Raw genomic sequence first — 20,637 nt, 5'->3', positions numbered from 1 at the left:
CATGGCCAGTGACAACAGGGCTTCGCGCCTGGCGCCGGTGGTGGACATGGCCGAAAAGACCGAGAAGGCTGCGGCCCAGCGCCTGGGGCACTTCCAGGGGCAGGTCAACCTGGCCAACAGCAAGCTCGGTGACCTGGAAAACTTTCGTGGCGAATATCAGGCGCAATGGGTCGATCGCGGCAGTCAGGGTGTGACCGGCCAGTGGTTGCGCAACTATCAGTACTTCCTTGGGCAGTTGGAAACCGCTGTTGGCCAGCAGCGCCAAAGTCTGGTGTGGCATCAGAACAACCTGGACAAGGCCCGTGAGACCTGGCAACAGGCTTATGCCAGGGTCGAGGGGCTGCGCAAACTGGTGCAGCGCTACGCCGACGAAGCCCGCCAACTGGAAGACAAGCGCGAGCAAAAATTGATGGATGAACTGTCCCAGCGATTGCCGCGCAAAGAAGTCTACTAGCCCATCCATCCAAGCCTGTGGCAGCGGGCTTGCTCGCGGTGCAGGCGGTGGGGTCTGTTTGTTGTGTCACGCCGATCCCGCCCGCCATTCAAAACCAGCTATAAAAACCTGCCCCTACTCCGGTCGGAGGTATTCCAACATCCATGTGTAACCGCAGGTAAGTGAATACCGAAAGTTTATTATCGCAGTGCCTGACTTGGCATAAGCTTATTTCAACAGCCGTCCGAAAACTGTTGTAGAGGTTTACCATGAATCAGTTAATGCACCGTCATACCCCAACGCTTACAGTGTTCGACCCGCGAGGGTTGTCAGTGCGCGCAGTTACCTGTTACCGAGCTGCGCCGTTGGAGCTTGTGCAGGCACGCGTGACGATGCAGTCCTACAACCCGGTCGGACTATTGAGCCGCCAATGGGACCCGCGCCTGTTTGCAGCCTGGCAGCAAGATGAAACGGTCGAGCCCAACCAATCAACAGTCTATAGCCTGTCAGGCCAGGCGTTGCACTCTGCCAATGTGGATGCTGGGTGGCGTACCCAGCTTAATGGCGAAATGGGTCAGCTTCTCGGTAGTTGGGATGGCCGGGGCAGCCATAGTCGTGTCGAGTACGATGCGCTGGTGCGTCCATCGGCTTACTTTGAGCAGCCGGCAGGCGCAGACGAGCGTTGTCGCGAACGCTTGCATTATGCCGGTCATTCACTCGAAGACCGTACGCATAACCGTTGTGGACAATTGACTCGTCATGACGACAGCGCTGGAAGCCAGTTCACGCCGTCCTTTTCATTGCTCGGGCAAGCGCGTGAGCAAACTCGACAGTTTTTGCAACTGCTGACGGCGCCCAACTGGCCTGATGCTGTGCTGGAAGAAAAGGCTTACCGCACGACATGGCAGTATGATGCGCTCGGCAGTGAGGTGCATCAGATCGATGCTGTGGGCAACCTGCAGAGCTGGCGTCGGAATGTTGCTGGGCAACTCGTCGAAAGTAGTCTTGCACCACCTGGTCTGTCGCCGCGCATTCTGCTGCGTAAACGTGCTTATGATGCATTTGGTAAGGTGATCGAAGAAGTCGCTGGCAATAATGTGAACAGTCGCAACAAATATGACCCGGCCAGCGGTCTGTTGATGCAGCTCAGTGCCTGCAAGGCTGACGGGACGTTCCTGCAAGACCTGCACTACCGTTATGACCCGGTCGGTAATGTGCTGCAAATCGATGATCATGCGCAGCCTGTGCGTTACTTTCGCAATCAGCGTGTAGACCCCACAAATGTCTTCGCCTATGACACGCTGTATCAACTGATCAGTGCTACAGGTCGGGAGGTCGCGACGGCTACATATGGTCCCGCATTGCCTGTAGCGGCGGATGCCAATCAGTGCGTCAACTACCGCCAGACTTACCAGTACGACTTTGCCGGCAATATGCAGCTACTGTCGCATCAGGGGGCAAAGGCCTGGAGTCTGCGAATGTCGACGGGGCAACGCAGTAATCGCAGCTTGCCTGAGCGCAACGGTGAGCTCCCAGGCGAAGCTGAAATCGTTGCTGCTTTTGATCGAGCGGGCAATTTGCAGGCTCTGCAACCCGGGCAAGTGTTGGTATGGGATTTGCGCAACCAGTTACAGAGGGTGAGCCCAGTTGTGCGGGTGGACGGAAATGATGACTGTGAGCTCTACCAGTATGACGCTGGCGGCCAGCGCATACGCAAAGTCACTCTGCGCCAGGCGGCTAATGTCGGGCATGTGGCGGATGTGCGTTATTTGCCAGGCCTGGAAATTCGTCATAACAGTGCCGTGGCAGGGGGGGAGGTGTTGCATGTGGTCAGTGCAAGTGCCGGGCGCAACAATGTGCGACTACTGCATTGGGAACAGGGCCAGCCGGCAGGCATTGCCCCCGACCAGTTGCGTTTCAGCCTGGGCGATCATCTGGGCTCCAGTACGCTCGAGCTCGACGATCAGGCAGCCACGCTCAGCCATGAAAGCTATTACCCTTTTGGTGGCACCGCCTGGTGGGCGTCCAGTAACCACCTGGAGGCCAGCTATAAGACCATTCGCTATTCAGGAGAGGAACGCGATGCATCAGACCTGTATTACTACGGTTTGCGATATTACGCGCCCTGGTTGTGTCGCTGGATCAATCCCGACCCGTCGGGGGATGTCGATGGGTTTAATCGTTATTGGTTTGTTCGAAACAGTCCGGTGGGGGCTTATGATGTGTCCGGGCTTATGATGAAAAGTTCAAATGCAGATAGAGTAGAAGCATCTGCACTTCGTCGTAACAAGTTGGAAGTGGTAAGCCGTGGGATTGCAGGTCTTGGTGAGACCCATCCGGACATTGCAAGTAAAACACTCAAGGCTGTCGAGTTGGCACAGATAGCCGTTAAAGAAGCAATTGATGTGGTCAATCTGGTCATTAGCAGGAATTACGCAACCGAAGAGAACGAGATTGCCCTGGATACTTTAATTTCAGGTCCCGGGGGCATTCAAAGCGGTAATACAATGCCGGAGCTGGCACGAATATATAAAGGAATCGATAAGCACTTGACTGCCATTGCCAGTGATCCTGAGGTGAAGTCATTGGTGTTCGTGAAGCAATTGCCTGGGGTGGCTGAAAACAAGGAGTTGCGCGCCTTTGTTAACCAGAGAGACCCTGCTCGCAGAGTGTTCATTTATGAGCAATTCGTGCAGGAGACTCATAAGCTGTTCTATGCAAGCAGTCTTATTCATGAACTGTCACATCATCAGAGAACGCTGGACTTTTCATATATAGACACTGAAATGTCTGCGTTGCATGTACCAGGGGCCGAGGAGATTCTGGATGAGATTTTAGCTAGTAATTTGAGTTATGCTGCTCCACTTACGCAAGGTGTGCGTGATAAAGCAATTTTCAAGGCCATTGAGAAATATAGAACAGGGTCGCAAGCTGAGGAATTTGAAACCAATTTCCCAGAGCTTATGGGGGATTCCTCCATTCTTTCAAACCCGTTGGTTAGAGAGAGAATTTTCACAGGGAACGCTGATTCCGTAACCTATTTGGCTGTTGCATTTTCAGCTAAAAAACTTAGTGCAGCCGTCAGGGCAGGAAGTTCAAGCACGGCAAGCAGTTCGAGAAGGGCAGGCACAAGCAGGGCAGGTCGGTAATTATGTATGTCGGAGTGGTATGAAAATGCCACTCCTTGCTATAAAGGAAGTCTTCAGATCCTCCGGCCGTCAGAAGCGTCTATAGTTGCTCTGTCAATCTCGGGAGCAACTCACATGGCAGTGACATCTGAAGTCTCGGCAGATGGCAGTAAGCTGACTATTGCAATCAAGGGCCGGTTCGACTTTGCCAAGCATCAGGAATTTCGCAACGCCTACGAAGAACTGAGCCCTCCACCCGCCTGTGTGGTCGTGGATTTGAAAGACGCCACCTACCTCGACAGCTCGGCCCTGGGCATGTTGTTGTTGCTGCGCGAGCATGCCGGTGGGGATGAGTCCGATATCCGCGTGGTCAACAGCAGCCCGGACGTGCGCAAGATTCTCGGCATTTCCAACTTCGACAAGCTGTTCGATATAAATTGAGCAGCCCGATGGAACGCCTGTGGCGCCTGCAACAAACCGTTTTGCAGCAGCGCGACCTGATTGCCGAACACAGCGATTACCTGCTCAACGAGCAGCGGGTGGCCAAGGCCGTATTTGACCGGGTGGCGCACTCGGGCTGCCTGGACGCCCCCAATATCCGTTATCTGCAATCGCCCTATGCCTTGTTCAACGGCGATTTGCTGTTGGCAGCGTACACGCCGTCAGGCGATACCCATCTGCTGCTCGCCGACTTTACCGGCCACGGCCTGCCCGCAGCCATTGGCGCCATGCCCCTGGCGGAAGTGTTCTACAGCATGACGGCCAAGGGCTACGGGCTGGCGGAAATACTTCGGGAAATGAACGCCAAGCTCAAACGCATCCTGCCCGTGGACATGTTCTGCTGCGCTGCACTGCTGTGTGTTAGCGCCCAGCGGCGCTGTGTCGAGGTGTGGAACGGCGGCATGCCCGATGGCTATTTGCAATCCGGCGGCCAGCGTACGGCATTGACCTCGCAGCATTTGCCCTTGGGGGTGTTGCGTGCCGATGTGTTTGACCATGCCACCCAGGTGTTGCCGATGGTGCCCGGGGATCAGGTGTTTCTGCTGAGCGACGGGGTGATCGATACCTGTGGGCCGGATCAGCAACTGTTCGGCGTCGAGCGTTTGGAGCAGGTGCTGGATGCCAATCGCCATCCGCTGCAGTTGATTGCTGAAGTCGAGCAGTCCCTGCGCGATTTTCAGGGGCGTGCCCGGGATGATGTGAGCATGGTCCAGATCACCTCGCAGATGCCTCAGCTGCTGGGCGTGCCGGCCACCCTTTATACCGACAGCGGACTGTGCAGCCCGCTGGACTGGTCAGCCAGCTTCGAGTTTCGCGCCGCCAGCCTGCAGCAATTCAATCCGCTGCCTTACTTGCTGCAGTTGCTGATGGAGGTGCATGGGCTGCGCAGCCAGGGGCCGGTGATCCACGCGGTGCTGGGTGAGCTGTACAGCAACGCCCTGGAACATGGCGTGCTGGGCCTGGATTCGCGGCTCAAGCGTGGCAATGAGGGGTATGCGCGTTATTACCAGCAGCGCAAGGAGCGCCTGGCGGCCCTGCACGACGGGTATGTGCGGGTGTCATTGCAGGTCGAGCGGGCCGGGGAGGGCGGGCGCTTGATCGTGCGGGTCGAAGACAGTGGCGAAGGTTTCGATGTGGCCAGGGTAATGGCCAGGCCGCTGGATTTAGACCGTTTGTCGGGGCGTGGGGTGAGCCTGGTGCGGCAACTGTGCCCTGCAGCGAGTTGGGGGCCAGATGGTCGCAGTGCGACCGTAGAGTTTTCATGGGGGGCTCTGGCATAATCGGCCCATTCTTGATCAAGGAGTGAACAAGTGACTGACATTCATATGGATCCGAAAGTGGTCGATGCGTTACGCGACGTGATGGAAGGCGGGTTTGCCGACTTGCTCGATACGTTTCTCTCGGACTCTGAAGAGCGGATTGGCCAATTGCACAACACCCGCGAAGCAGGCGACCTGACCCAGGTCGCACACAGCTTCAAGGGCAGCAGCAGCAATATGGGTGCCATTCGATTGGCGCATTTGTGCGGCCAACTCGAAGAGCGGGCGCAAAAGAAGCAACTGGCGGAAATCCAGGAACTGGTGATCAAGATCGACGATGAATACCAGATGGTCCGCCGGCTTTATCGCGCCGAACGCCATCGGGCCGGGCCGTCCCAGTTTGCCTCTGGCTGATGTGGCCAAAGCTGGCCCGAACCTTGCTCTGACTCTCTGACCTGTACCCAAGCCAGCCGTACAGCGGAGACCCGTTAATGCCCGTTGCCGCCCAACCATTGCTCCAGACACCTGCCGCTGCGCCCCCCAAAGCCGCGGCGAGCAACCCTGCGCAGCCTGTCAGGGCTGATGTGCAGCCTTTTGCAAAGGTCTATGCCAAGGCCAGCGACCCGGCGCCAGCCATTGCCGATAGCGGCAACCCCTTGCCTGGCGGCAAGGCCAAGGAGGCTGCCAGCACGGATCAGGATGACAGTGCTGGTAAAGTGGGCGATGACGCGGCAGTTGCCGACCCGCTGCTTATGCAGCCCGTGACCCCACCGGCGGTGCCGGTAGTGGATGCTGCGCCTGAGGCCGTGCCGCACGCCCCTGAGGTGCAAGTGGCGCAACTGGCTGTTCAAGTGCCGTCGCAACCTGTGGCCGACGATGGCTTCGATCCTGAAGCAGACCCTCTCGATGACATGCCTGCAGTGCGCCTGGCGATGGAGCAGGGCGGGCATGTGTCCGCCAGCAGCCAGACTCCGGTCAAAACCGCCCCCGCCGACACCCAGCCTGCGCCGGTACAGGGGCAAGCCAGCGGCATTGCCATGCTGGTTGATGGCGAGGCCGACAAGGCATCCACCGGCGAAGGCGGCGAGAAAGCCTTTAAAGGGCTGGTCGATGACGGCCTCAAAGACCTGAAAAGCGCATCCAGCGATACCCGGGTCGATGACTTCGCCAATCGGCTGGCGGCACTGACCCAGGCATCCGTGCCCAAAACCGTCAACGCCCTGCCGGTCAACCAACCGCTGGCCATGCACCAGAGCGGCTGGTCTGAAGAAGTGGTCAACCGCGTGATGTACCTGTCCAGCGCCAACCTCAAGTCTGCCGATATCCAGCTGGAACCGGCTGAACTGGGGCGTCTGGATATCCGGGTCAATATGGCGGCTGACCAGTCGGCCCAGGTCAACTTTGTCAGTGGCCATGCTGGCGTTCGTGAAGCGCTGGACAACCAGATGCATCGCCTGCGCGAAATGCTGGCCCAGCAGGGCATGGGTCAGGTCGATGTCAACGTGTCGGACCAGCCGCGCAACTGGCAGGGCCAGCAGGGTCAGGAGCAGCAGGCCCGCAGTGGCACGGGTGGCCAGCGACTGGACAGCGTTGTCGATGACGAACCGGTTGAAGTGACAGCAGCTGCGCCAAGCGTGGTGCTGGGCTCCAGTGCGGTGGATTACTACGCCTGATAAAAAACCTGCGGGAGCGGGCTTGCTCGCGATGCCGGCAGTGAGGTTTGCCTGAAGCACCGCGGTGATGCTGTCGCAGGCAAGCCAGCTCGCACAAAATCGCCAGCGCTCATGATCCATCAGCGCCACTTCTGGCATAACACTTGCTCTGCCTAGTCCAGCACCTGTAAAAACCCCAAAGTGACGGATTATTGGCATGGCGACGAGCGACGCGGTAAATGAACCGGCCGGCAAGGGCAAACTCAAGCTGATTATCCTGATCGTCGTGGCGGTACTGCTGGCGATCGGCCTTTCTGTGGGCGCGACCTGGTACTTCATGCAGACCCCCAGGAGCGAGCCTGTGGCTGCGGCCGATGCCAACGTCAAGTTGCCCGCCATCTACGAGCCTATGGCCCCAGCCTTTGTGGTCAATTTCAACGCCAATGGCCGCCAGCGCTACATGCAGGTGAGTGTGACCCTGCAGGCGCGCGACCCCGCCGATCTCAAGGCGCTGATGGTGCATATACCGGTGATTCGCAACAACCTGGTGATGCTGTTCTCCGGGCAGACCTTTGACGACCTCGCCACACCGGTTGGCCAGGAAATACTGCGCCAGAAAACCACTGCCAGCGTGCAGGAAGTAGCGCAAAAAGAGCTCGGCAAAGTGGTTATCGACCAGGCGCTGTTTACTAACTTCGTATTGCAGTAGGACCACGACATGGCCGTGCAAGACCTGCTGTCCCAGGATGAGATTGACGCGCTGCTGCATGGCGTCGATGACGGTCTGGTACAGGCCGAAACCGCTGCCGAGCCCGGCAGTGTCAAAAGCTACGACCTGACCAGTCAGGACCGTATTGTCCGGGGGCGCATGCCGACCCTGGAAATGATCAACGAACGTTTCGCCCGCTACACCCGCATCAGCATGTTCAACCTGCTGCGCCGCTCGGCGGACGTGGCGGTGGGCGGGGTGCAGGTGATGAAGTTCGGCGAGTATGTGCATTCGCTGTATGTGCCCACCAGCCTCAACCTGGTCAAGATCAAGCCGTTGCGCGGCACCGCGCTGTTTATCCTCGACGCCAAGCTGGTGTTCAAGCTGGTGGACAACTTCTTCGGTGGCGACGGCCGCCACGCCAAGATCGAAGGCCGTGAATTCACCCCCACCGAACTGCGCGTGGTGCGCATGGTGCTGGAACAGGCCTTTATCGACTTGAAGGAAGCCTGGCAGGCGATCATGGAAGTCAACTTCGAGTACATCAACTCCGAAGTTAACCCCGCGATGGCCAATATCGTCGGCCCCAGCGAAGCCATTGTGGTGTCCACCTTCCATATCGAACTCGACGGAGGTGGCGGCGACCTGCATGTGACCATGCCTTACTCGATGATCGAGCCGGTGCGCGAAATGCTCGTCGCCGGTTTCCAGTCCGACCTCGACGACCAGGACGAACGCTGGAGCAAGGCCCTGCGCGAAGACGTGCTGGATGTCAGTGTGCCCTTGAGTGCCACCGTGGCCCGTCGTCAGTTGCGCCTGCGCGATATCTTGCATATGCAGCCTGGCGATGTGATCCCCGTCGAGCTGGAAGACGAACTGGTGATGCGCGCCAATGGCGTACCGTCGTTCAAGGTCAAACTGGGCTCGCACAAAGGCAATCTGGCCTTGCAAGTGGTTGAGCCCATCGGGCGGCGCTAGGCGTCGTACCCCAAGAATTTGCTGTGCCAACGAATGCTCGCCGAGGACTCCCTATGGCTAACGAACACGATACAACTGCTGCAGACCAGGCGCTGGCCGATGAGTGGGCTGCCGCGCTGGAAGAAACCGGTGATGTCGGCCAGGCCGATATCGACGCACTGCTGGCAGCCGATGCTGCGACCAAACCGGCCTCCAGCCGCCTGCCGATGGAGGAGTTCGGCAGCGTGCCGCGCAATAACCAGCCGGTGACCCTGGACGGCCCCAACCTGGACGTGATCCTCGATATCCCGGTGTCCATCTCCATGGAAGTGGGCAGTACCGACATCAATATCCGCAACCTGCTACAACTTAATCAGGGCTCTGTGATTGAGCTTGACCGTCTGGCCGGTGAACCGCTGGACGTGCTGGTTAACGGGACGTTGATTGCGCATGGCGAAGTGGTGGTGGTCAACGAAAAATTCGGCATTCGTCTGACTGACGTGATCAGCCCGAGCGAACGTATCAAGAAGTTGCGCTAATGAAACGGTTATTGGCTGCTGTTCTGGCCTGGCCCCTCAGCGCTCTGGCCGCGGAACCCGTGACCAGCGCCGCTGCGGTACCGGCGGCAGGTGGCGGGGTCGGCGCCCAGCTGACCCAGTTGGTATTGGGGTTGCTGCTGGTGCTGGGGCTGATCTTTGCCCTGGCGTGGCTGCTGCGCCGCGTTCAGCGGGCGGGGCCGCAGCAGGGGCAGTTGATCGAGCTGATCAGCTCGCGGGCCCTGGGCCCGCGTGACCGGCTGGTGCTGGTACAAGTGGGCAACGAGCAGATCTTGCTCGGCCTCACGCCGGGCCGCATCACCCCGCTGCATGTGCTCAAGGAGCCGCTGGTGTTGCCTGAGAGCACGCAGCCGGCCACCCCGGAATTCGCCCGCCGCCTGATGGAAGCCCTGGGCCAGCAAAAGGACAAGCCTTGATGCGTTTTGTTGTCGCACTGTTGTTGGCACTGGCCGCGCCTTTGGCGTTTGGGGCTGATCCGCTGTCGATCCCGGCGATTACCCTGGGCACCGGGGCCAATGGCCAGCAGGAATATTCGGTTAGCCTGCAAATTCTCCTGATCATGACCGCGCTGAGTTTTATCCCGGCGTTCGTCATGCTGATGACCAGTTTTACCCGGATCATCATCGTCTTTTCGATCCTGCGCCAGGCCCTGGGCTTGCAGCAAACCCCGTCCAACCAGATCCTTACCGGTATGGCGCTGTTTTTGACCATGTTTATCATGGCGCCGGTGTTCGACCGGGTGAACAACGACGCCTTGCAGCCCTATCTGGCCGAAAAACTCACGGCCCAGGATGCAATCCTCAAGGCCGAAGTGCCGATCAAGGACTTTATGCTGGCGCAAACCCGCAGCAGCGACCTTGAGCTGTTTATGCGCCTGTCCAAGCGTACCGATATCGCCACCCCGGATGCCGCGCCGCTGACCATTCTGGTGCCGGCCTTCGTGACCTCGGAGCTTAAAACCGCGTTCCAGATCGGCTTTATGATCTTTATCCCGTTCCTGATCATCGACCTGGTGGTCGCCAGTGTGCTGATGGCGATGGGCATGATGATGCTCTCGCCGCTGATCATCTCGCTGCCGTTCAAAATCATGTTGTTTGTGCTGGTGGATGGCTGGGCGCTGATTATTGGCACCCTGGCCAGCAGTTTCGGCGGAGTTTAGCCCATGACCCCGGAAGTGGCGGTAGACCTGTTTCGCAACGCCCTGTGGCTGACCACCATGATGGTCGCGGTCCTGGTGATCCCCAGCCTGCTGGTGGGCTTGCTGGTGGCCATGTTCCAGGCCGCGACCCAGATCAACGAACAAACCCTGAGCTTCTTGCCACGCTTGCTGGTGATGCTGGTTACCCTGATCGTGGCTGGGCCGTGGCTGGTACAGACCTTTATGGAATACATCCTGCAGTTGTACGGCAGCATTCCGCAGTTGATCGGCTAAATGTCGCTGCTAGCCCTGACAGACGCGCAGATCAGTACCTGGGTCGCCAGCTTTATGCTGCCGCTGTTCCGGGTGGGCGCGCTGCTGACCACCATGCCGATCATCGGCACCACCCTGGTGCCCAAGCGCATCAAGCTGTTTCTGTCATTGGCCATCACCCTGGCGATCATGCCCAGCCTGCCGCCGTTGCCCACCGTCAACCCGCTGGATTTGAGCGGCCTGCTGTTGATTGCCGAGCAAATCATCATCGGCGCGCTGCTGGGGTTGTCGCTACAGTTGTTTTTCCAGGCCTTCGTGGTGGCCGGGCAAATCGTCGCAATCCAGATGGGCATGGGCTTTGCGTCAATGGTCGACCCCGCCAACGGCGTCAACGTGGCCGTGATCGGGCAGTTTTTCACCATGCTGGTGACCTTGCTGTTTCTGTCCATGAACGGTCATTTGGTGGTGTTTGAAGTCTTGACCGAGAGCTTCACCACCTTGCCGGTGGGGGGCGGATTGCTGACCAACCACTACTGGGAAATTGCCAACAAACTGGGTTGGGTGCTGGGCGCCGCGTTGCTGCTGGTGCTGCCGGCCATTACCGCGCTGCTGGTGGTCAATATTGCCTTTGGCGTGATGACCCGGGCCGCGCCGCAACTGAACATCTTCGCCATCGGTTTTCCACTGACCCTGGTGCTGGGCATGGTGATCCTGTGGATCAGCATGGCGGACATTCTCAACCAGTATCAACCGCTGGCCTCCGAGGCCCTGCAGTTTTTACGCGAACTGGCACAGGCGAAGTAGAACGCTATGGCAGAGAGCGAGAGTGGCGCCGATAAAACAGAAGACCCCACGGAGAAACGCAAAAAGGACTCCAGGGAAAAGGGTGAAATCGCACGCTCAAAAGAGCTGAACACCCTGGCCATCATGCTTGCAGGTTCCGCGGGTTTGCTGATTTTTGGCGGCGCCCTGGCCCAGGACATGATGGAGCTGATGCGCTACAACTTCAGCCTCAGCCGCGACGTGTTGCTGAACCCTGACTCGATGGGTGCATTTCTGTTGCACTCGGGCAAGATCGCCCTGATTGCCCTGCAACCGGTGTTGCTTACCTTGCTGATCGCCGCGCTGGTCGGCCCGATTTCCCTGGGCGGCTGGCTCTTTGCCGCGGGCAGTTTGGCGCCAAAATTCAGCCGCATGAACCCGGCGGCGGGGATCAAGCGCATGTTCTCGGCCAAGGCGCTGGTGGAGCTGCTCAAGGCTCTGGCCAAATTCTTTATCATCCTGATCGTGGCCTTGCTGGTGTTGAAGTCCGACATCGATGACCTGCTGCGCATCGCCCATGAGCCGCTGGAGCTGGCGGTGATTCACAGCCTGCAAGTGGTGGCCTGGAGCGCCTTGTGGATGGCCTGTGGGTTGATCCTGATTGCCGCTGTGGATGTGCCGGTGCAACTGTGGGAAAGCCACCAGAAACTGCTGATGACCAAGCAGGAAGTGCGCGACGAACACAAGGATCAGGAAGGCCGCCCCGAGGTCAAGCAGCGCATTCGCCAGGTACAGCGTGAAATGTCCCAGCGGCGCATGATGGCGGCGATTCCGGATGCCGACGTCATCATCACCAACCCTACGCACTACGCAGTAGCCCTCAAGTACGACCCCGAAAAGGGCGGGGCGCCGATGTTGCTGGCCAAGGGCAGCGACTTTCTGGCACTGAAAATCCGCGAGATTGGCGCCAAGCACAACATCCTGCTGCTGGAGTCGCCGGCGTTGGCGCGGTCGATCTACCACTCCACCGAACTGGAGCAGGAAATCCCTGCCGGACTGTACCTGGCTGTGGCCCAGGTGCTGGCGTATGTCTACCAGATCCGCCAGCACCAGGCCGGCAAGGGCAAGCGCCCGGACCCGCTCAAGGACGTGCCGATCCCGCCAGACTTGCGGCGTGACGAGTAAATTGCAGTACCTGTTGTTATTGCAATAGATCATTCTTGAAAGGCTTTCTTGAAAAAGATTTTAATTGAAAATATAAAAGTGTGAATATGCGTTAGATATGTTTTATGCTTTAAATGTTGTTGCGCTTTTATTGTGTTGACCAAGTAATTCTTCTATTAGTCGGGCAAATTCCTACGGCGCTATTTGAATAGCCCTTCTTTTTTATAAAAATTATCCAGATTATCGCTAGTTACTATCTGACAGTTCGTTGGTTGTGTTCCTGCATCTTTTTTAAACTGTGGCTGTTAATTTCTCCCCGCTCTTTCAATAGGGTGATCGTGATCCCGGTGTGCAGTGCTGCTTTGCACCGGGGCAACTTAACAGCGCAGACCCATACCTATGGGTTTAAAAATGTTTGCATGGGAGATTGTTAATGAACGGTGGACTAAAAACAGCGATGGCATCCATTGCCTTGCTGGCGGTTTCTGTATCGAGTGCTCAGGCGGCGGGAACCGGGACGATCACATTTGACGGGGAAATACTGGAGGCGGCCTGCTCCATCGAGCCTGGCAGTGTCGACCAGACCATCCCCTTGGGCCAGGTTGCCAGCGCGCAACTGGCAACGGGTGGTATCACCAACCCGGTATTCTTCAATATCCAGCTCACCGGCTGTACCTTCGCCACGACCGGATCTGCGCCGGCCAAGACGGTAACGGCCACGTTTACCGGAGCGGCCTCCACTGATGTAACCGGTGCACTGGCCATAACCGGTACAGCCAATGGTGCGGGCATCATGCTGCGCACCGGCAGCGGCGCGCCGATAACACTGGGCACCGCAACCGCTGCACAATCGCTTCTGGATGGTGACAACACCCTGCTGTTTTCCGCCCATATGAAAGGCAAAGCCACCGGCACCATCACGCCGGGTCAGTTCAATGCCGTCACCAACTTCGCCCTGGCCTATCAATAAGCTATTTGCCCTGTTGCCGACCATTTGGCAGCAGGGCAGATGTAAGGGGGATTGACGTGAACATGATCTCAACGTTGGCGACTGTCTTTGGTGGGTGCGCGTTTATTGTCTGGCTTGGTCCGATAGCTGTTGCCCGGGACAACCAAGGTAGCGGGAGTATCACACTTAACGGGCAAATTCTTGAGTCTGCCTGTGCGCTGGATGCAAACAGTGCTTATCAGGTGATTGAACTGGACCCTCTGCCGATGGGGCAACTTATTCGGTTGGGCGAAAGTGCTCCGCGCACATTCACTTTGCGTCTGGTCAAGTGCTTGTTGACCCGTCCCGATCCTTCTCGCCCGGACAGTTACTTGCCCGACTGGCAGCACGTCAGGGTGACGTTTGATGGCCTGCCGGATATGGGCGGGCGGTTTTTTGCCGCCGGGGGGACTGCCCAGGGGCTGGCCCTGCGCATTACCGATATGCAGGGCCAGGACAGCAAACCCGGAGTGCCTATGGCGCTGACGCCGTTGACCGGGGAGGACCAGGAGCTGCGCTATGTCCTGCAACTCGTCGGCAATGGTCGCCCAATGGCTGTTGGCTCGCACCGCGCTGCGGTGCGGTTCCGGCTGGAGTATTTCTAAATGCATTGGTTGTTTACATCGCGCCCGCTGTCTGGCGCCAACCTGATCTTGCGCAGTGGTTTTTTGGGTGGATTGATGTCGATAAGCAGCGCCGTTGTGGTTGCCGATGACATCCAGTTCAACACTGACATTCTCGACCTGAGCGATCGCGGCAATATCGACTTGTCACAGTTTTCCCGCAGCGGCTTCATCTTGCCGGGTACCTACGCGATGCAGGTGCAGATCAACACCCAGTTGCTGGCCGAGCAACGCATCGCTTTTTATCCGCCCGACGATGACGTCAAAGGCAGCCAGGCTTGCCTGGCGCCCGCTCTGGTCAGTCAGCTTGGCCTGAAGGAGGGTCGGGAAGCAGAACTCGCCTGGTGGAAGGCCGGCGAATGCCTGGATATTCGCAGCCTGCCGGGCATGGAGGTCAGTGGCGATTTAAGTACCTCCACCCTCTATATCTCTCTGCCCCAGGCCTACCTTGAATACAACGCCTTGAACTGGGACCCTCCAGCCCGCTGGGATGAAGGCGTGCCGGGCGTGCTGATGGATTACAACCTGACCGCGCAGTCCATCAGCCAGAAAGACAGCCCGCGGCGCACCAACCTGACCGGCAACGGCACGTTCGGTGCCAATGCCGGGCCGTGGCGGTTGCGCGCCGACTGGCAGGGCCGTATCGATGACGAGCAGATGAACCGCGAGCAGCGCCTGGAGTGGAGCCGTTTCTATCTCTACCGGGCATTGCCGTCAATTCGCGCACGCATGACTCTGGGTGAGAACTACCTGTATTCGGACCTGTTCGACAGCTTCCGCTTTACCGGTGTTGCACTCAACTCCGATGACAACCAGTTGCCTCCCAACCTGCGTGGCTATGCGCCGGAAGTGGTTGGTGTTGCCAGGACCAATGCCAAGGTGGTGATCAGCCAGCAAGGCCGCGTGCTCTATGAAGCATTGGTGGCGGCGGGGCCGTTTCGCATTCGCGACCTCAATGACGCCGTTACCGGCACCCTGGATGTTCGGGTTGAAGAGCAGGATGGCAGCGTGACGACCTTTACCGTCGAATCGGCGAGCATTCCCTACCTCACACGGCCCGGCACCGTGCGCTTCAAACTGGCCGGCGGGCGACCGTCCGCGCTGCATGATGGCGGGCAGGGCAGAGCCTTTGGCACGGGTGAGTTTTCCTGGGGGGTCAGCAACGGCTGGTCGCTGTATGGTGGCGCGCTCAGTGACAACAACTACAACGCGCTGTCACTGGGAGCCGGGCGCGACCTGCTGGCCTTTGGCGCGATGTCACTGGACGTTACCCGGGCCAGCGCCACGCTGCAGGACAAGGGCTTTGCAGGTAACTCATATCGCCTGAGCTATTCGAAAAGTTTCGATAAATACGACAGTCAGGTCACCTTTGCCGGCTACCGCTTTTCCGAAAAAAACTACATGAGCATGAGCGAGTACCTCAACGCACGCCATTACGGCGGCCCTGTGGGGGGCAGCAAGTCACTGTATGTCGCGACGTTCAACAAGCAGTTTCGCGATGCCGGGCTTAGCGCTTACCTCCACTACAGCAACCAGTCCTACTGGGATCGCCCGACCTCCGAGCGCTGGAGCCTTTCACTGGCCCGCTACTTCAATATGGGCGCGGTCAAAAACATCAGTCTCTCGCTGAACCTGTTTCACAATCAGGAGCGCAACCAGTACAGCGGTACGAACAACAACAATAACGGCCTGTTCCTGACCCTCAGCCTGCCGCTGGGGCGCTCGGGGACATTGACTAACAGTGCCAGCAGCTCCTATGGCAAGCACAGCTATTCCACGCGATTCAGCGATCGTCTGGGTGTGCGCAACAACTATCAGCTGTCGGCAGGCAAGAACACGGTCAGCGGCTATTTGAACCATGCCGGCGATCACGCCGACCTTTCCGTCAGTGCCGCAATGCAGCCAGACAACTCCACCAGCCTGAGCCTGTCCGCCCGTGGTGGCGGCACGCTGACGGCCTACGGCGGTGCCGGGCATCGAACTGCCGGCACCGGCGGTACCCGGCTGCTGGTCGACACCTTGGGTGTGGCCAACGTGCCAGTACGCGGTTATGGCTCACCAACGCGTACCAATGCGTTCGGCAAGGCCGTGATCCCGGATGTCTCGAGCTTTATGCGCACTGCAGCCAGTGTCGATCTGGACAACCTGCCGGCGAATATCGAGGCAACCGAGTCTGTGACCCAGTTGACCCTGACCGAAGGTGCCATCGGCTACCGCACGCTGCAGGTCATCAGCGGCCACAAGGCGATGGCTCTGTTACGCCTGCCCGATGGCAGCTCCCCGCCGTTCGGGGCCACGGTAAAGAACGACAAACAGCAGGAAACGGGCATCGTCAATGACGGTGGCAGTGTCTACCTGGGCGGCATCCAGGCTGGCGGGCGGATGGTTGTCAGTTGGGGCGGTGCCGAGCGCTGCACCCTGCTGATGCCTGCCAGCTTGCCGGCTGACGGGCTGGCCAGTGCCCTGGACCTGCCTTGCCAGCCAGGCATGCCTCCCCTTACCGACACGGAGAACCAGACCCCATGACCCTTGATGTTCGCGTTACGCCCTTGATGCTGGTCGCTTTTATGCTGGGCCTGCAGGATTACGCCCATGCAGCCATCGGCCTTGATCGCACCCGTGTGGTGTTTGATGGCAGCAAGGAAGCGGTGAGCCTCAATATCACCAACAACAATACCCAATTGCCGTATCTGGCCCAGGGCTGGATTGAAGACGAGCAGGGCAACAAGATCACCACCCCGTTGGTCGTGCTGCCACCGGTTCAACGGCTGGAGCCGGGTAAACGCAGCCAGATCAAGGTGCAGGCCCTGCCGGCCGTCAAGGCGCTGCCCCAGGACAGGGAGACGGTTTATTACTTCAACCTGCGGGAAATCCCGCCCCGCAGTGAAAAAGCCAACAGCCTGCAAATTGCACTGCAGACCCGCATCAAGCTATTTTATCGACCGGCTTCCATCGTCCCGGGCCAGCAGGAACAGGCTGATCCCTGGCAGCAACAACTGACCCTGACCCGTGAAGGCGAGCACTACCTGGTCAACAACCCAACCCCGTACTACGTCACGCTGATCGATGCCCGGCGCACGAAGGCCGATCAGACAGCGGCGGATTTCGAGCCGCTGATGGTCGCCCCCAACACTTCCTCGACGCTGGGGCCAACCGTCGCGGCTTTGGGTACGACCCCGGTATTGACCTATGTGAATGATTACGGCGGGCGTCCGACCCTGCTTTTCAAGTGCAGTGGCAATACCTGCCAGGTGGACGTCAAGGCGTCCCAGGCCAATGAGTGACAGTGCCGTGCGCCGCCGGGAGCGCCTTGTGATGCCTTGTCGGGGCAGGGTCCTGGGTTGTCTGCTGCTGGCCCTGCAGGCCGTGCCGGGGTATGCGGAGATTGAAGGCATGAGTGGCGTGCTGCTTGTATCGGGCGCGTTGACCAATTCCCCCTGTGTACTGGACATGACCTCGGCGGATCAGGCCATCGATCTGGGCAGTGTGCCGCGCAATCAATTGTTGCAGCCGGGGGATGAAGCTTCGCCGGTGGCCTTTCAATTGCGCTTTGTCGATTGTCGGCGCGCCTCGGGAAGCCTCCTTAACGAGCGCACCGGCAACCTGATATGGAGTGCCTACCAGCCTGTGGTTTCCGTGGCCTTTCTGGGCCAGGCCGACCCGGATGACCCGCGCCTGCTCAAGGTGCGGGGCGTTACCGGGATGGGCTTGCGCCTGACCGATGCCCTTGGCCGCGACGTACGTTTGGGGGCGCGCGGCGAGCCTTTGTTCCTGGATCGCGGCAGCGACACCCTGACCTGGCAGGTACGCCCCACGCGCACCCGTGCTGCGCTGACCAGTGGCGCGTTTCGCGCCACTTTGGATTTCAGGCTTGTGTATGAATGAGGTGAAACGATGATCAAGCCATTCATGGCGCGCCTGGCCATCGCCTGTGGCGCTGCACTGCTGCCCTTGTGCGAAGGGGCCATGGCACAGGTGAGTGTGTACATTCGCGGGGTGATACTTGCGCCGCCGCCGTGCGTCATCAACGCCGGCAGCACGCTCAATGTCCCGTTCGGCGACGACCTGATGACAACCCGCATCGATGGTGTGAACTACCGCCGGGGCGTGCCTTATACGCTCACGTGCGGGCCGCAGCCCTCGAACAACATGAAGATCACCTTGCAGGGTACCGGGGCCGGGTTCGGCAGCGCGTACCTGGGTACCAGCAAAAGCGACCTGGGGATCAAGCTGCTATTGAACGGTGCGGCCTGGCCTCTCAACAATACCGTGAACTTCACCTATCCCACCTTGCCGGTGATAGAGGCCGTTCCGGTGAAAAAACCTGGCAGCACATTGACGGGCGGGGCATTTTCTGCCTCCGCGACGTTAGTGGTTGCCCTGCAGTAAGAAGGATCCGGACATGAAACCCTGGCAACAGTCTGTTTTGTTTGCAGTGTGCGCTTTTGCCCTGGGCAGCAGCGCAATGGCAAACCTCAGGTTTGACGGCACGCTGATAGAGCCGCCGCCTTGCACAATCAACAGTGGCGGCACTATCGTCGTCGACTTTGGTGATGTCGGCGTCACTAAAGTCGACGGTGTGAATTACCGCAAAACCGTGGCTTACACCCTCAACTGCTCTGCGGGTACGTTGCCCTGGGAGATGTTGTTAAAGGTGCAGGGCGTAGCCACGACCTTTGATTCATCGGCCGTGGTCTCCAGTGTGTCCGGCCTGGGTATCAAGATTCTGCGTAACGGTGTGCCTTTCACCCTGAATACGCCCCTGCTGATAAACCCGGCATCGCCACCCGTGCTGGAAGCCGTACCGATCAAAAGTGCCGCGAGCACACTGGCCCCGGGTGGTTTTTCGGCTTCGGCAACGCTGCTGGCCTACTACCAGTGAGGAGGGGGTGTATGCACATTGAAATGAAAACGGGTTATGGGTACGCCCTGGCATTGCTGGTGGGCATGCCATTACTGCTGCCGGGCACCCTGGAGGCGGCGGACAACCTCAGCTTCAGGGGCGTGCTGGTGGCGGATGCCTGCACCCTTCGCCCCGGCGACGAGGCGGTGGAGTTGAGCCTGCGCGATGTATCCAGCAAGTACCTGTACTTGAACACGCGCACCCTCGGCATGCCTTTTCAGCTGCACCTTGAGGGCTGTGACACTGCAATCGGCAGCTCTGTGACAGTGACGTTCGGCGGCAACGAAAGCCTTGTGTTGCCCGGGCTGCTGGCACTGGACAGCGGCAGTAGCGCTACCGGCGTTGCAATCGGCATCGAAACCCCTGCTGACAGGCCATTACCCCTGAATAAGGCCAGTGACGAGCAAGTACTGGCAAACGGCAACAATACAATTGCCCTCAAGGCTTATATCAGGGGTGAACCGCAGGCCATTGCCAATCAGTCAATTGCCGCCGGAACGTTCAGGGCGACGTCGACGTTTACATTGCATTACCCATAACGCTCGGGCTGGAAGTGGGTTTGATAATTGAGGTTTTTATGAAGTGTTTGGTTGGGGTTTTGTTGCTGTTGCTGGCTAATACTGCCAGTGCAATCTATTGTCGGGTGGATGGAGGTCCTTGGCAAAATATGACAGATAACCGTTATATGGATGTGAACGTCTTTGTAAGGGCCTCCCCCGTAAATGGCAGGATAGAGTTGGATGGTTATCGGATAGAATGTAAATACCCTCCCGGAGTTGGGGGTGGGCCAAACGATAGATTTTATCTTTGGACATCAGATAATTCGCTGACTCCAGGGGGTGTTTTGTTTGGGCATCAAACAGGTTTGCGCATTGGCGGGAATCATCTTGACTATCCAGTTGGCCCGAATATGACTGTCGCCCAAATGACAGGTGATGGGGGTATTAAGGTGTTGGATACTTATATGTATGTGAATACAACAAGGGTTCCGGGCAAGTACGTTGATATTAAGGCAGGAAATAGGCTGGGTATTATGTGGTTTAGGCTAGATAATACTCTTCAGCTGCCGTCGCATCTGGTCAGTTTCTGGATATACGCCATTAATGATTTTTATTTCCAGCCATCCACCTGCACGATCAACGATAATGCGCCGATTGATGTTGATTTTGGGCCTGTTGATGCTTTAAATCTCGATGCTAGTCCCGGTGCGACGTCTGTCAAAAGAGTTGTATCGCTGAGGTATTCCTGTCCCGATTTTGGCATCAATACACCCATTACCATCACGTTAAAGGGGGCGCGCTCATCTTTCTGGTCATCCGTTCTTGCGACAAGCAATGATGATCTTGGCGTGGGGCTTTTGCGCAATGGCAGCGTCGTCCCTCCCGAGTCTTTGTATACGAGCAATATCTACAACAGTGCGGGGGTGGACGATGTGATCTTTGCATTGGTTCGCCGCTCTGGCAGCTTGCCTGCAGCAGGGCCTTTTTCCGGCAGTGCGACCTTGATAATGGGTTTGCCCTGATTCGCAGGTGCAGCCTGCAACCGTCATATACCGTCATATAAATAACTGTGTGACTTGATTGAATCATG

At 58.3% G+C, this 20,637-nt stretch carries 23 protein-coding genes; all 23 read left to right on the top strand.

All coding sequences use genetic code 11. The annotated features are described in order from the left end of the window. The first annotated feature begins 1 nt into the window (after position 1). A complete protein-coding gene (gene fliJ, locus BLU25_RS06465) occupies positions 2 to 454 on the top strand; it encodes a flagellar export protein FliJ (protein WP_016781573.1) in 453 nt (150 codons plus the stop codon). Between the two features lie 248 nt (positions 455 to 702). Next, positions 703 to 3,582 (top strand): RHS repeat domain-containing protein, encoded by a 2,880-nt coding sequence (locus BLU25_RS06460; protein WP_081481049.1) that lies wholly within the window; start codon positions 703 to 705, stop codon positions 3,580 to 3,582. Positions 3,583 to 3,696: 114 nt separating this feature from the next. Further along, on the top strand, positions 3,697 to 4,002 hold the full coding sequence (locus tag BLU25_RS06455) for an STAS domain-containing protein (RefSeq protein WP_016781571.1): 306 nt from the start codon (positions 3,697 to 3,699) through the stop codon (positions 4,000 to 4,002). Positions 4,003 to 4,010: 8 nt separating this feature from the next. Beyond that, complete coding sequence (locus BLU25_RS06450; RefSeq protein ID WP_016781570.1) at positions 4,011 to 5,342, top strand: ATP-binding SpoIIE family protein phosphatase; 1,332 nt, start codon at positions 4,011 to 4,013, stop codon at positions 5,340 to 5,342. A gap of 30 nt (positions 5,343 to 5,372) precedes the next feature. Beyond that, a complete protein-coding gene (locus BLU25_RS06445) occupies positions 5,373 to 5,735 on the top strand; it encodes an Hpt domain-containing protein (protein ID WP_016781569.1) in 363 nt (120 codons plus the stop codon). A 77-nt stretch (positions 5,736 to 5,812) separates the two neighbouring features. After that, on the top strand, positions 5,813 to 6,994 hold the full coding sequence (locus tag BLU25_RS06440) for a flagellar hook-length control protein FliK (RefSeq protein ID WP_016781568.1): 1,182 nt from the start codon (positions 5,813 to 5,815) through the stop codon (positions 6,992 to 6,994). Positions 6,995 to 7,190: 196 nt separating this feature from the next. Beyond that, complete coding sequence (gene fliL / locus BLU25_RS06435) at positions 7,191 to 7,682, top strand: flagellar basal body-associated protein FliL (protein WP_016781567.1); 492 nt, start codon at positions 7,191 to 7,193, stop codon at positions 7,680 to 7,682. Between the two features lie 9 nt (positions 7,683 to 7,691). Continuing rightward, positions 7,692 to 8,660 (top strand): flagellar motor switch protein FliM, encoded by a 969-nt coding sequence (gene fliM / locus BLU25_RS06430; protein ID WP_083369564.1) that lies wholly within the window; start codon positions 7,692 to 7,694, stop codon positions 8,658 to 8,660. A 53-nt stretch (positions 8,661 to 8,713) separates the two neighbouring features. Continuing rightward, positions 8,714 to 9,178 carry a flagellar motor switch protein FliN gene (fliN, locus tag BLU25_RS06425; RefSeq protein WP_016781565.1) on the top strand — a complete coding sequence of 155 codons (465 nt, stop codon included), beginning with the start codon at positions 8,714 to 8,716 and terminating at the stop codon, positions 9,176 to 9,178. Next, complete coding sequence (gene fliO, locus BLU25_RS06420) at positions 9,178 to 9,612, top strand: flagellar biosynthetic protein FliO (protein ID WP_016781564.1); 435 nt, start codon at positions 9,178 to 9,180, stop codon at positions 9,610 to 9,612. The genes fliN and fliO overlap by 1 nt, the downstream gene beginning before the upstream one ends. After that, on the top strand, positions 9,612 to 10,355 hold the full coding sequence (gene fliP, locus BLU25_RS06415; protein WP_016781563.1) for a flagellar type III secretion system pore protein FliP: 744 nt from the start codon (positions 9,612 to 9,614) through the stop codon (positions 10,353 to 10,355). Before fliO ends, fliP begins: the two co-directional genes overlap by 1 nt. Before the next feature lie 3 nt (positions 10,356 to 10,358). Then, positions 10,359 to 10,628: a flagellar biosynthesis protein FliQ gene (fliQ, locus tag BLU25_RS06410; protein WP_016781562.1), complete on the top strand. Its 270-nt coding sequence runs from the start codon at positions 10,359 to 10,361 to the stop codon at positions 10,626 to 10,628. Then, the gene (gene fliR, locus BLU25_RS06405; RefSeq protein WP_016781561.1) at positions 10,629 to 11,411 is read left to right on the top strand and encodes a flagellar biosynthetic protein FliR; all 783 of its coding nucleotides are present in this window, start codon (positions 10,629 to 10,631) and stop codon (positions 11,409 to 11,411) included. Positions 11,412 to 11,417: 6 nt separating this feature from the next. Continuing rightward, positions 11,418 to 12,554 (top strand): flagellar biosynthesis protein FlhB, encoded by a 1,137-nt coding sequence (gene flhB / locus BLU25_RS06400; protein ID WP_016781560.1) that lies wholly within the window; start codon positions 11,418 to 11,420, stop codon positions 12,552 to 12,554. Positions 12,555 to 12,966: 412 nt separating this feature from the next. After that, on the top strand, positions 12,967 to 13,503 hold the full coding sequence (locus BLU25_RS06395) for a fimbrial protein (RefSeq protein ID WP_050901277.1): 537 nt from the start codon (positions 12,967 to 12,969) through the stop codon (positions 13,501 to 13,503). Between the two features lie 62 nt (positions 13,504 to 13,565). Continuing rightward, positions 13,566 to 14,126 carry a fimbrial protein gene (locus BLU25_RS06390; protein WP_016781558.1) on the top strand — a complete coding sequence of 187 codons (561 nt, stop codon included), beginning with the start codon at positions 13,566 to 13,568 and terminating at the stop codon, positions 14,124 to 14,126. Then, positions 14,127 to 16,670, top strand: a complete 2,544-nt coding sequence (locus BLU25_RS06385) for an outer membrane usher protein (protein ID WP_016781557.1) — start codon at positions 14,127 to 14,129, stop codon at positions 16,668 to 16,670. Beyond that, entirely contained in the window at positions 16,667 to 17,428 is a 762-nt protein-coding gene (locus BLU25_RS06380) for a fimbria/pilus periplasmic chaperone (protein ID WP_016781556.1), read from the top strand. Before BLU25_RS06385 ends, BLU25_RS06380 begins: the two co-directional genes overlap by 4 nt. After that, positions 17,421 to 18,029, top strand: coding sequence for a fimbrial protein (locus BLU25_RS06375; protein WP_016781555.1), 609 nt, complete (start codon positions 17,421 to 17,423; stop codon positions 18,027 to 18,029). Before BLU25_RS06380 ends, BLU25_RS06375 begins: the two co-directional genes overlap by 8 nt. Positions 18,030 to 18,038: 9 nt before the next feature. Then, positions 18,039 to 18,533, top strand: a complete 495-nt coding sequence (locus BLU25_RS06370; RefSeq protein ID WP_016781554.1) for a fimbrial protein — start codon at positions 18,039 to 18,041, stop codon at positions 18,531 to 18,533. Positions 18,534 to 18,546: 13 nt separating this feature from the next. Beyond that, positions 18,547 to 19,026 (top strand): fimbrial protein, encoded by a 480-nt coding sequence (locus BLU25_RS06365; protein ID WP_016781553.1) that lies wholly within the window; start codon positions 18,547 to 18,549, stop codon positions 19,024 to 19,026. Positions 19,027 to 19,037: 11 nt separating this feature from the next. Next, positions 19,038 to 19,586: a fimbrial protein gene (locus BLU25_RS06360; protein WP_016781552.1), complete on the top strand. Its 549-nt coding sequence runs from the start codon at positions 19,038 to 19,040 to the stop codon at positions 19,584 to 19,586. A 38-nt stretch (positions 19,587 to 19,624) separates the two neighbouring features. After that, positions 19,625 to 20,569: a fimbrial protein gene (locus BLU25_RS06355; RefSeq protein WP_081481048.1), complete on the top strand. Its 945-nt coding sequence runs from the start codon at positions 19,625 to 19,627 to the stop codon at positions 20,567 to 20,569. Positions 20,570 to 20,637: the final 68 nt, after the last annotated feature.

Origin of the sequence: Pseudomonas fragi (assembly GCF_900105835.1) — a bacterium.
GTDB classification, from domain to species: Bacteria; Pseudomonadota; Gammaproteobacteria; order Pseudomonadales; family Pseudomonadaceae; genus Aquipseudomonas; species Aquipseudomonas fragi.
This window is presented reverse-complemented; position numbering and strand designations above follow the sequence as displayed.

Coding starts and splice junctions, on each gene's coding strand:
- fliJ (WP_016781573.1), top strand. CDS start 2: ATGGCCAGTGACAACAGGGCTTCGCGCCTGGCGCCGGTGGTGGACATG.
- BLU25_RS06460 (WP_081481049.1), top strand. CDS start 703: ATGAATCAGTTAATGCACCGTCATACCCCAACGCTTACAGTGTTCGAC.
- BLU25_RS06455 (WP_016781571.1), top strand. CDS start 3,697: ATGGCAGTGACATCTGAAGTCTCGGCAGATGGCAGTAAGCTGACTATT.
- BLU25_RS06450 (WP_016781570.1), top strand. CDS start 4,011: ATGGAACGCCTGTGGCGCCTGCAACAAACCGTTTTGCAGCAGCGCGAC.
- BLU25_RS06440 (WP_016781568.1), top strand. CDS start 5,813: ATGCCCGTTGCCGCCCAACCATTGCTCCAGACACCTGCCGCTGCGCCC.
- fliL (WP_016781567.1), top strand. CDS start 7,191: ATGGCGACGAGCGACGCGGTAAATGAACCGGCCGGCAAGGGCAAACTC.
- fliM (WP_083369564.1), top strand. CDS start 7,692: ATGGCCGTGCAAGACCTGCTGTCCCAGGATGAGATTGACGCGCTGCTG.
- fliN (WP_016781565.1), top strand. CDS start 8,714: ATGGCTAACGAACACGATACAACTGCTGCAGACCAGGCGCTGGCCGAT.
- fliO (WP_016781564.1), top strand. CDS start 9,178: ATGAAACGGTTATTGGCTGCTGTTCTGGCCTGGCCCCTCAGCGCTCTG.
- fliP (WP_016781563.1), top strand. CDS start 9,612: ATGCGTTTTGTTGTCGCACTGTTGTTGGCACTGGCCGCGCCTTTGGCG.
- fliQ (WP_016781562.1), top strand. CDS start 10,359: ATGACCCCGGAAGTGGCGGTAGACCTGTTTCGCAACGCCCTGTGGCTG.
- fliR (WP_016781561.1), top strand. CDS start 10,629: ATGTCGCTGCTAGCCCTGACAGACGCGCAGATCAGTACCTGGGTCGCC.
- flhB (WP_016781560.1), top strand. CDS start 11,418: ATGGCAGAGAGCGAGAGTGGCGCCGATAAAACAGAAGACCCCACGGAG.
- BLU25_RS06395 (WP_050901277.1), top strand. CDS start 12,967: ATGAACGGTGGACTAAAAACAGCGATGGCATCCATTGCCTTGCTGGCG.
- BLU25_RS06390 (WP_016781558.1), top strand. CDS start 13,566: ATGATCTCAACGTTGGCGACTGTCTTTGGTGGGTGCGCGTTTATTGTC.
- BLU25_RS06385 (WP_016781557.1), top strand. CDS start 14,127: ATGCATTGGTTGTTTACATCGCGCCCGCTGTCTGGCGCCAACCTGATC.
- BLU25_RS06380 (WP_016781556.1), top strand. CDS start 16,667: ATGACCCTTGATGTTCGCGTTACGCCCTTGATGCTGGTCGCTTTTATG.
- BLU25_RS06375 (WP_016781555.1), top strand. CDS start 17,421: ATGAGTGACAGTGCCGTGCGCCGCCGGGAGCGCCTTGTGATGCCTTGT.
- BLU25_RS06370 (WP_016781554.1), top strand. CDS start 18,039: ATGATCAAGCCATTCATGGCGCGCCTGGCCATCGCCTGTGGCGCTGCA.
- BLU25_RS06365 (WP_016781553.1), top strand. CDS start 18,547: ATGAAACCCTGGCAACAGTCTGTTTTGTTTGCAGTGTGCGCTTTTGCC.
- BLU25_RS06360 (WP_016781552.1), top strand. CDS start 19,038: ATGCACATTGAAATGAAAACGGGTTATGGGTACGCCCTGGCATTGCTG.
- BLU25_RS06355 (WP_081481048.1), top strand. CDS start 19,625: ATGAAGTGTTTGGTTGGGGTTTTGTTGCTGTTGCTGGCTAATACTGCC.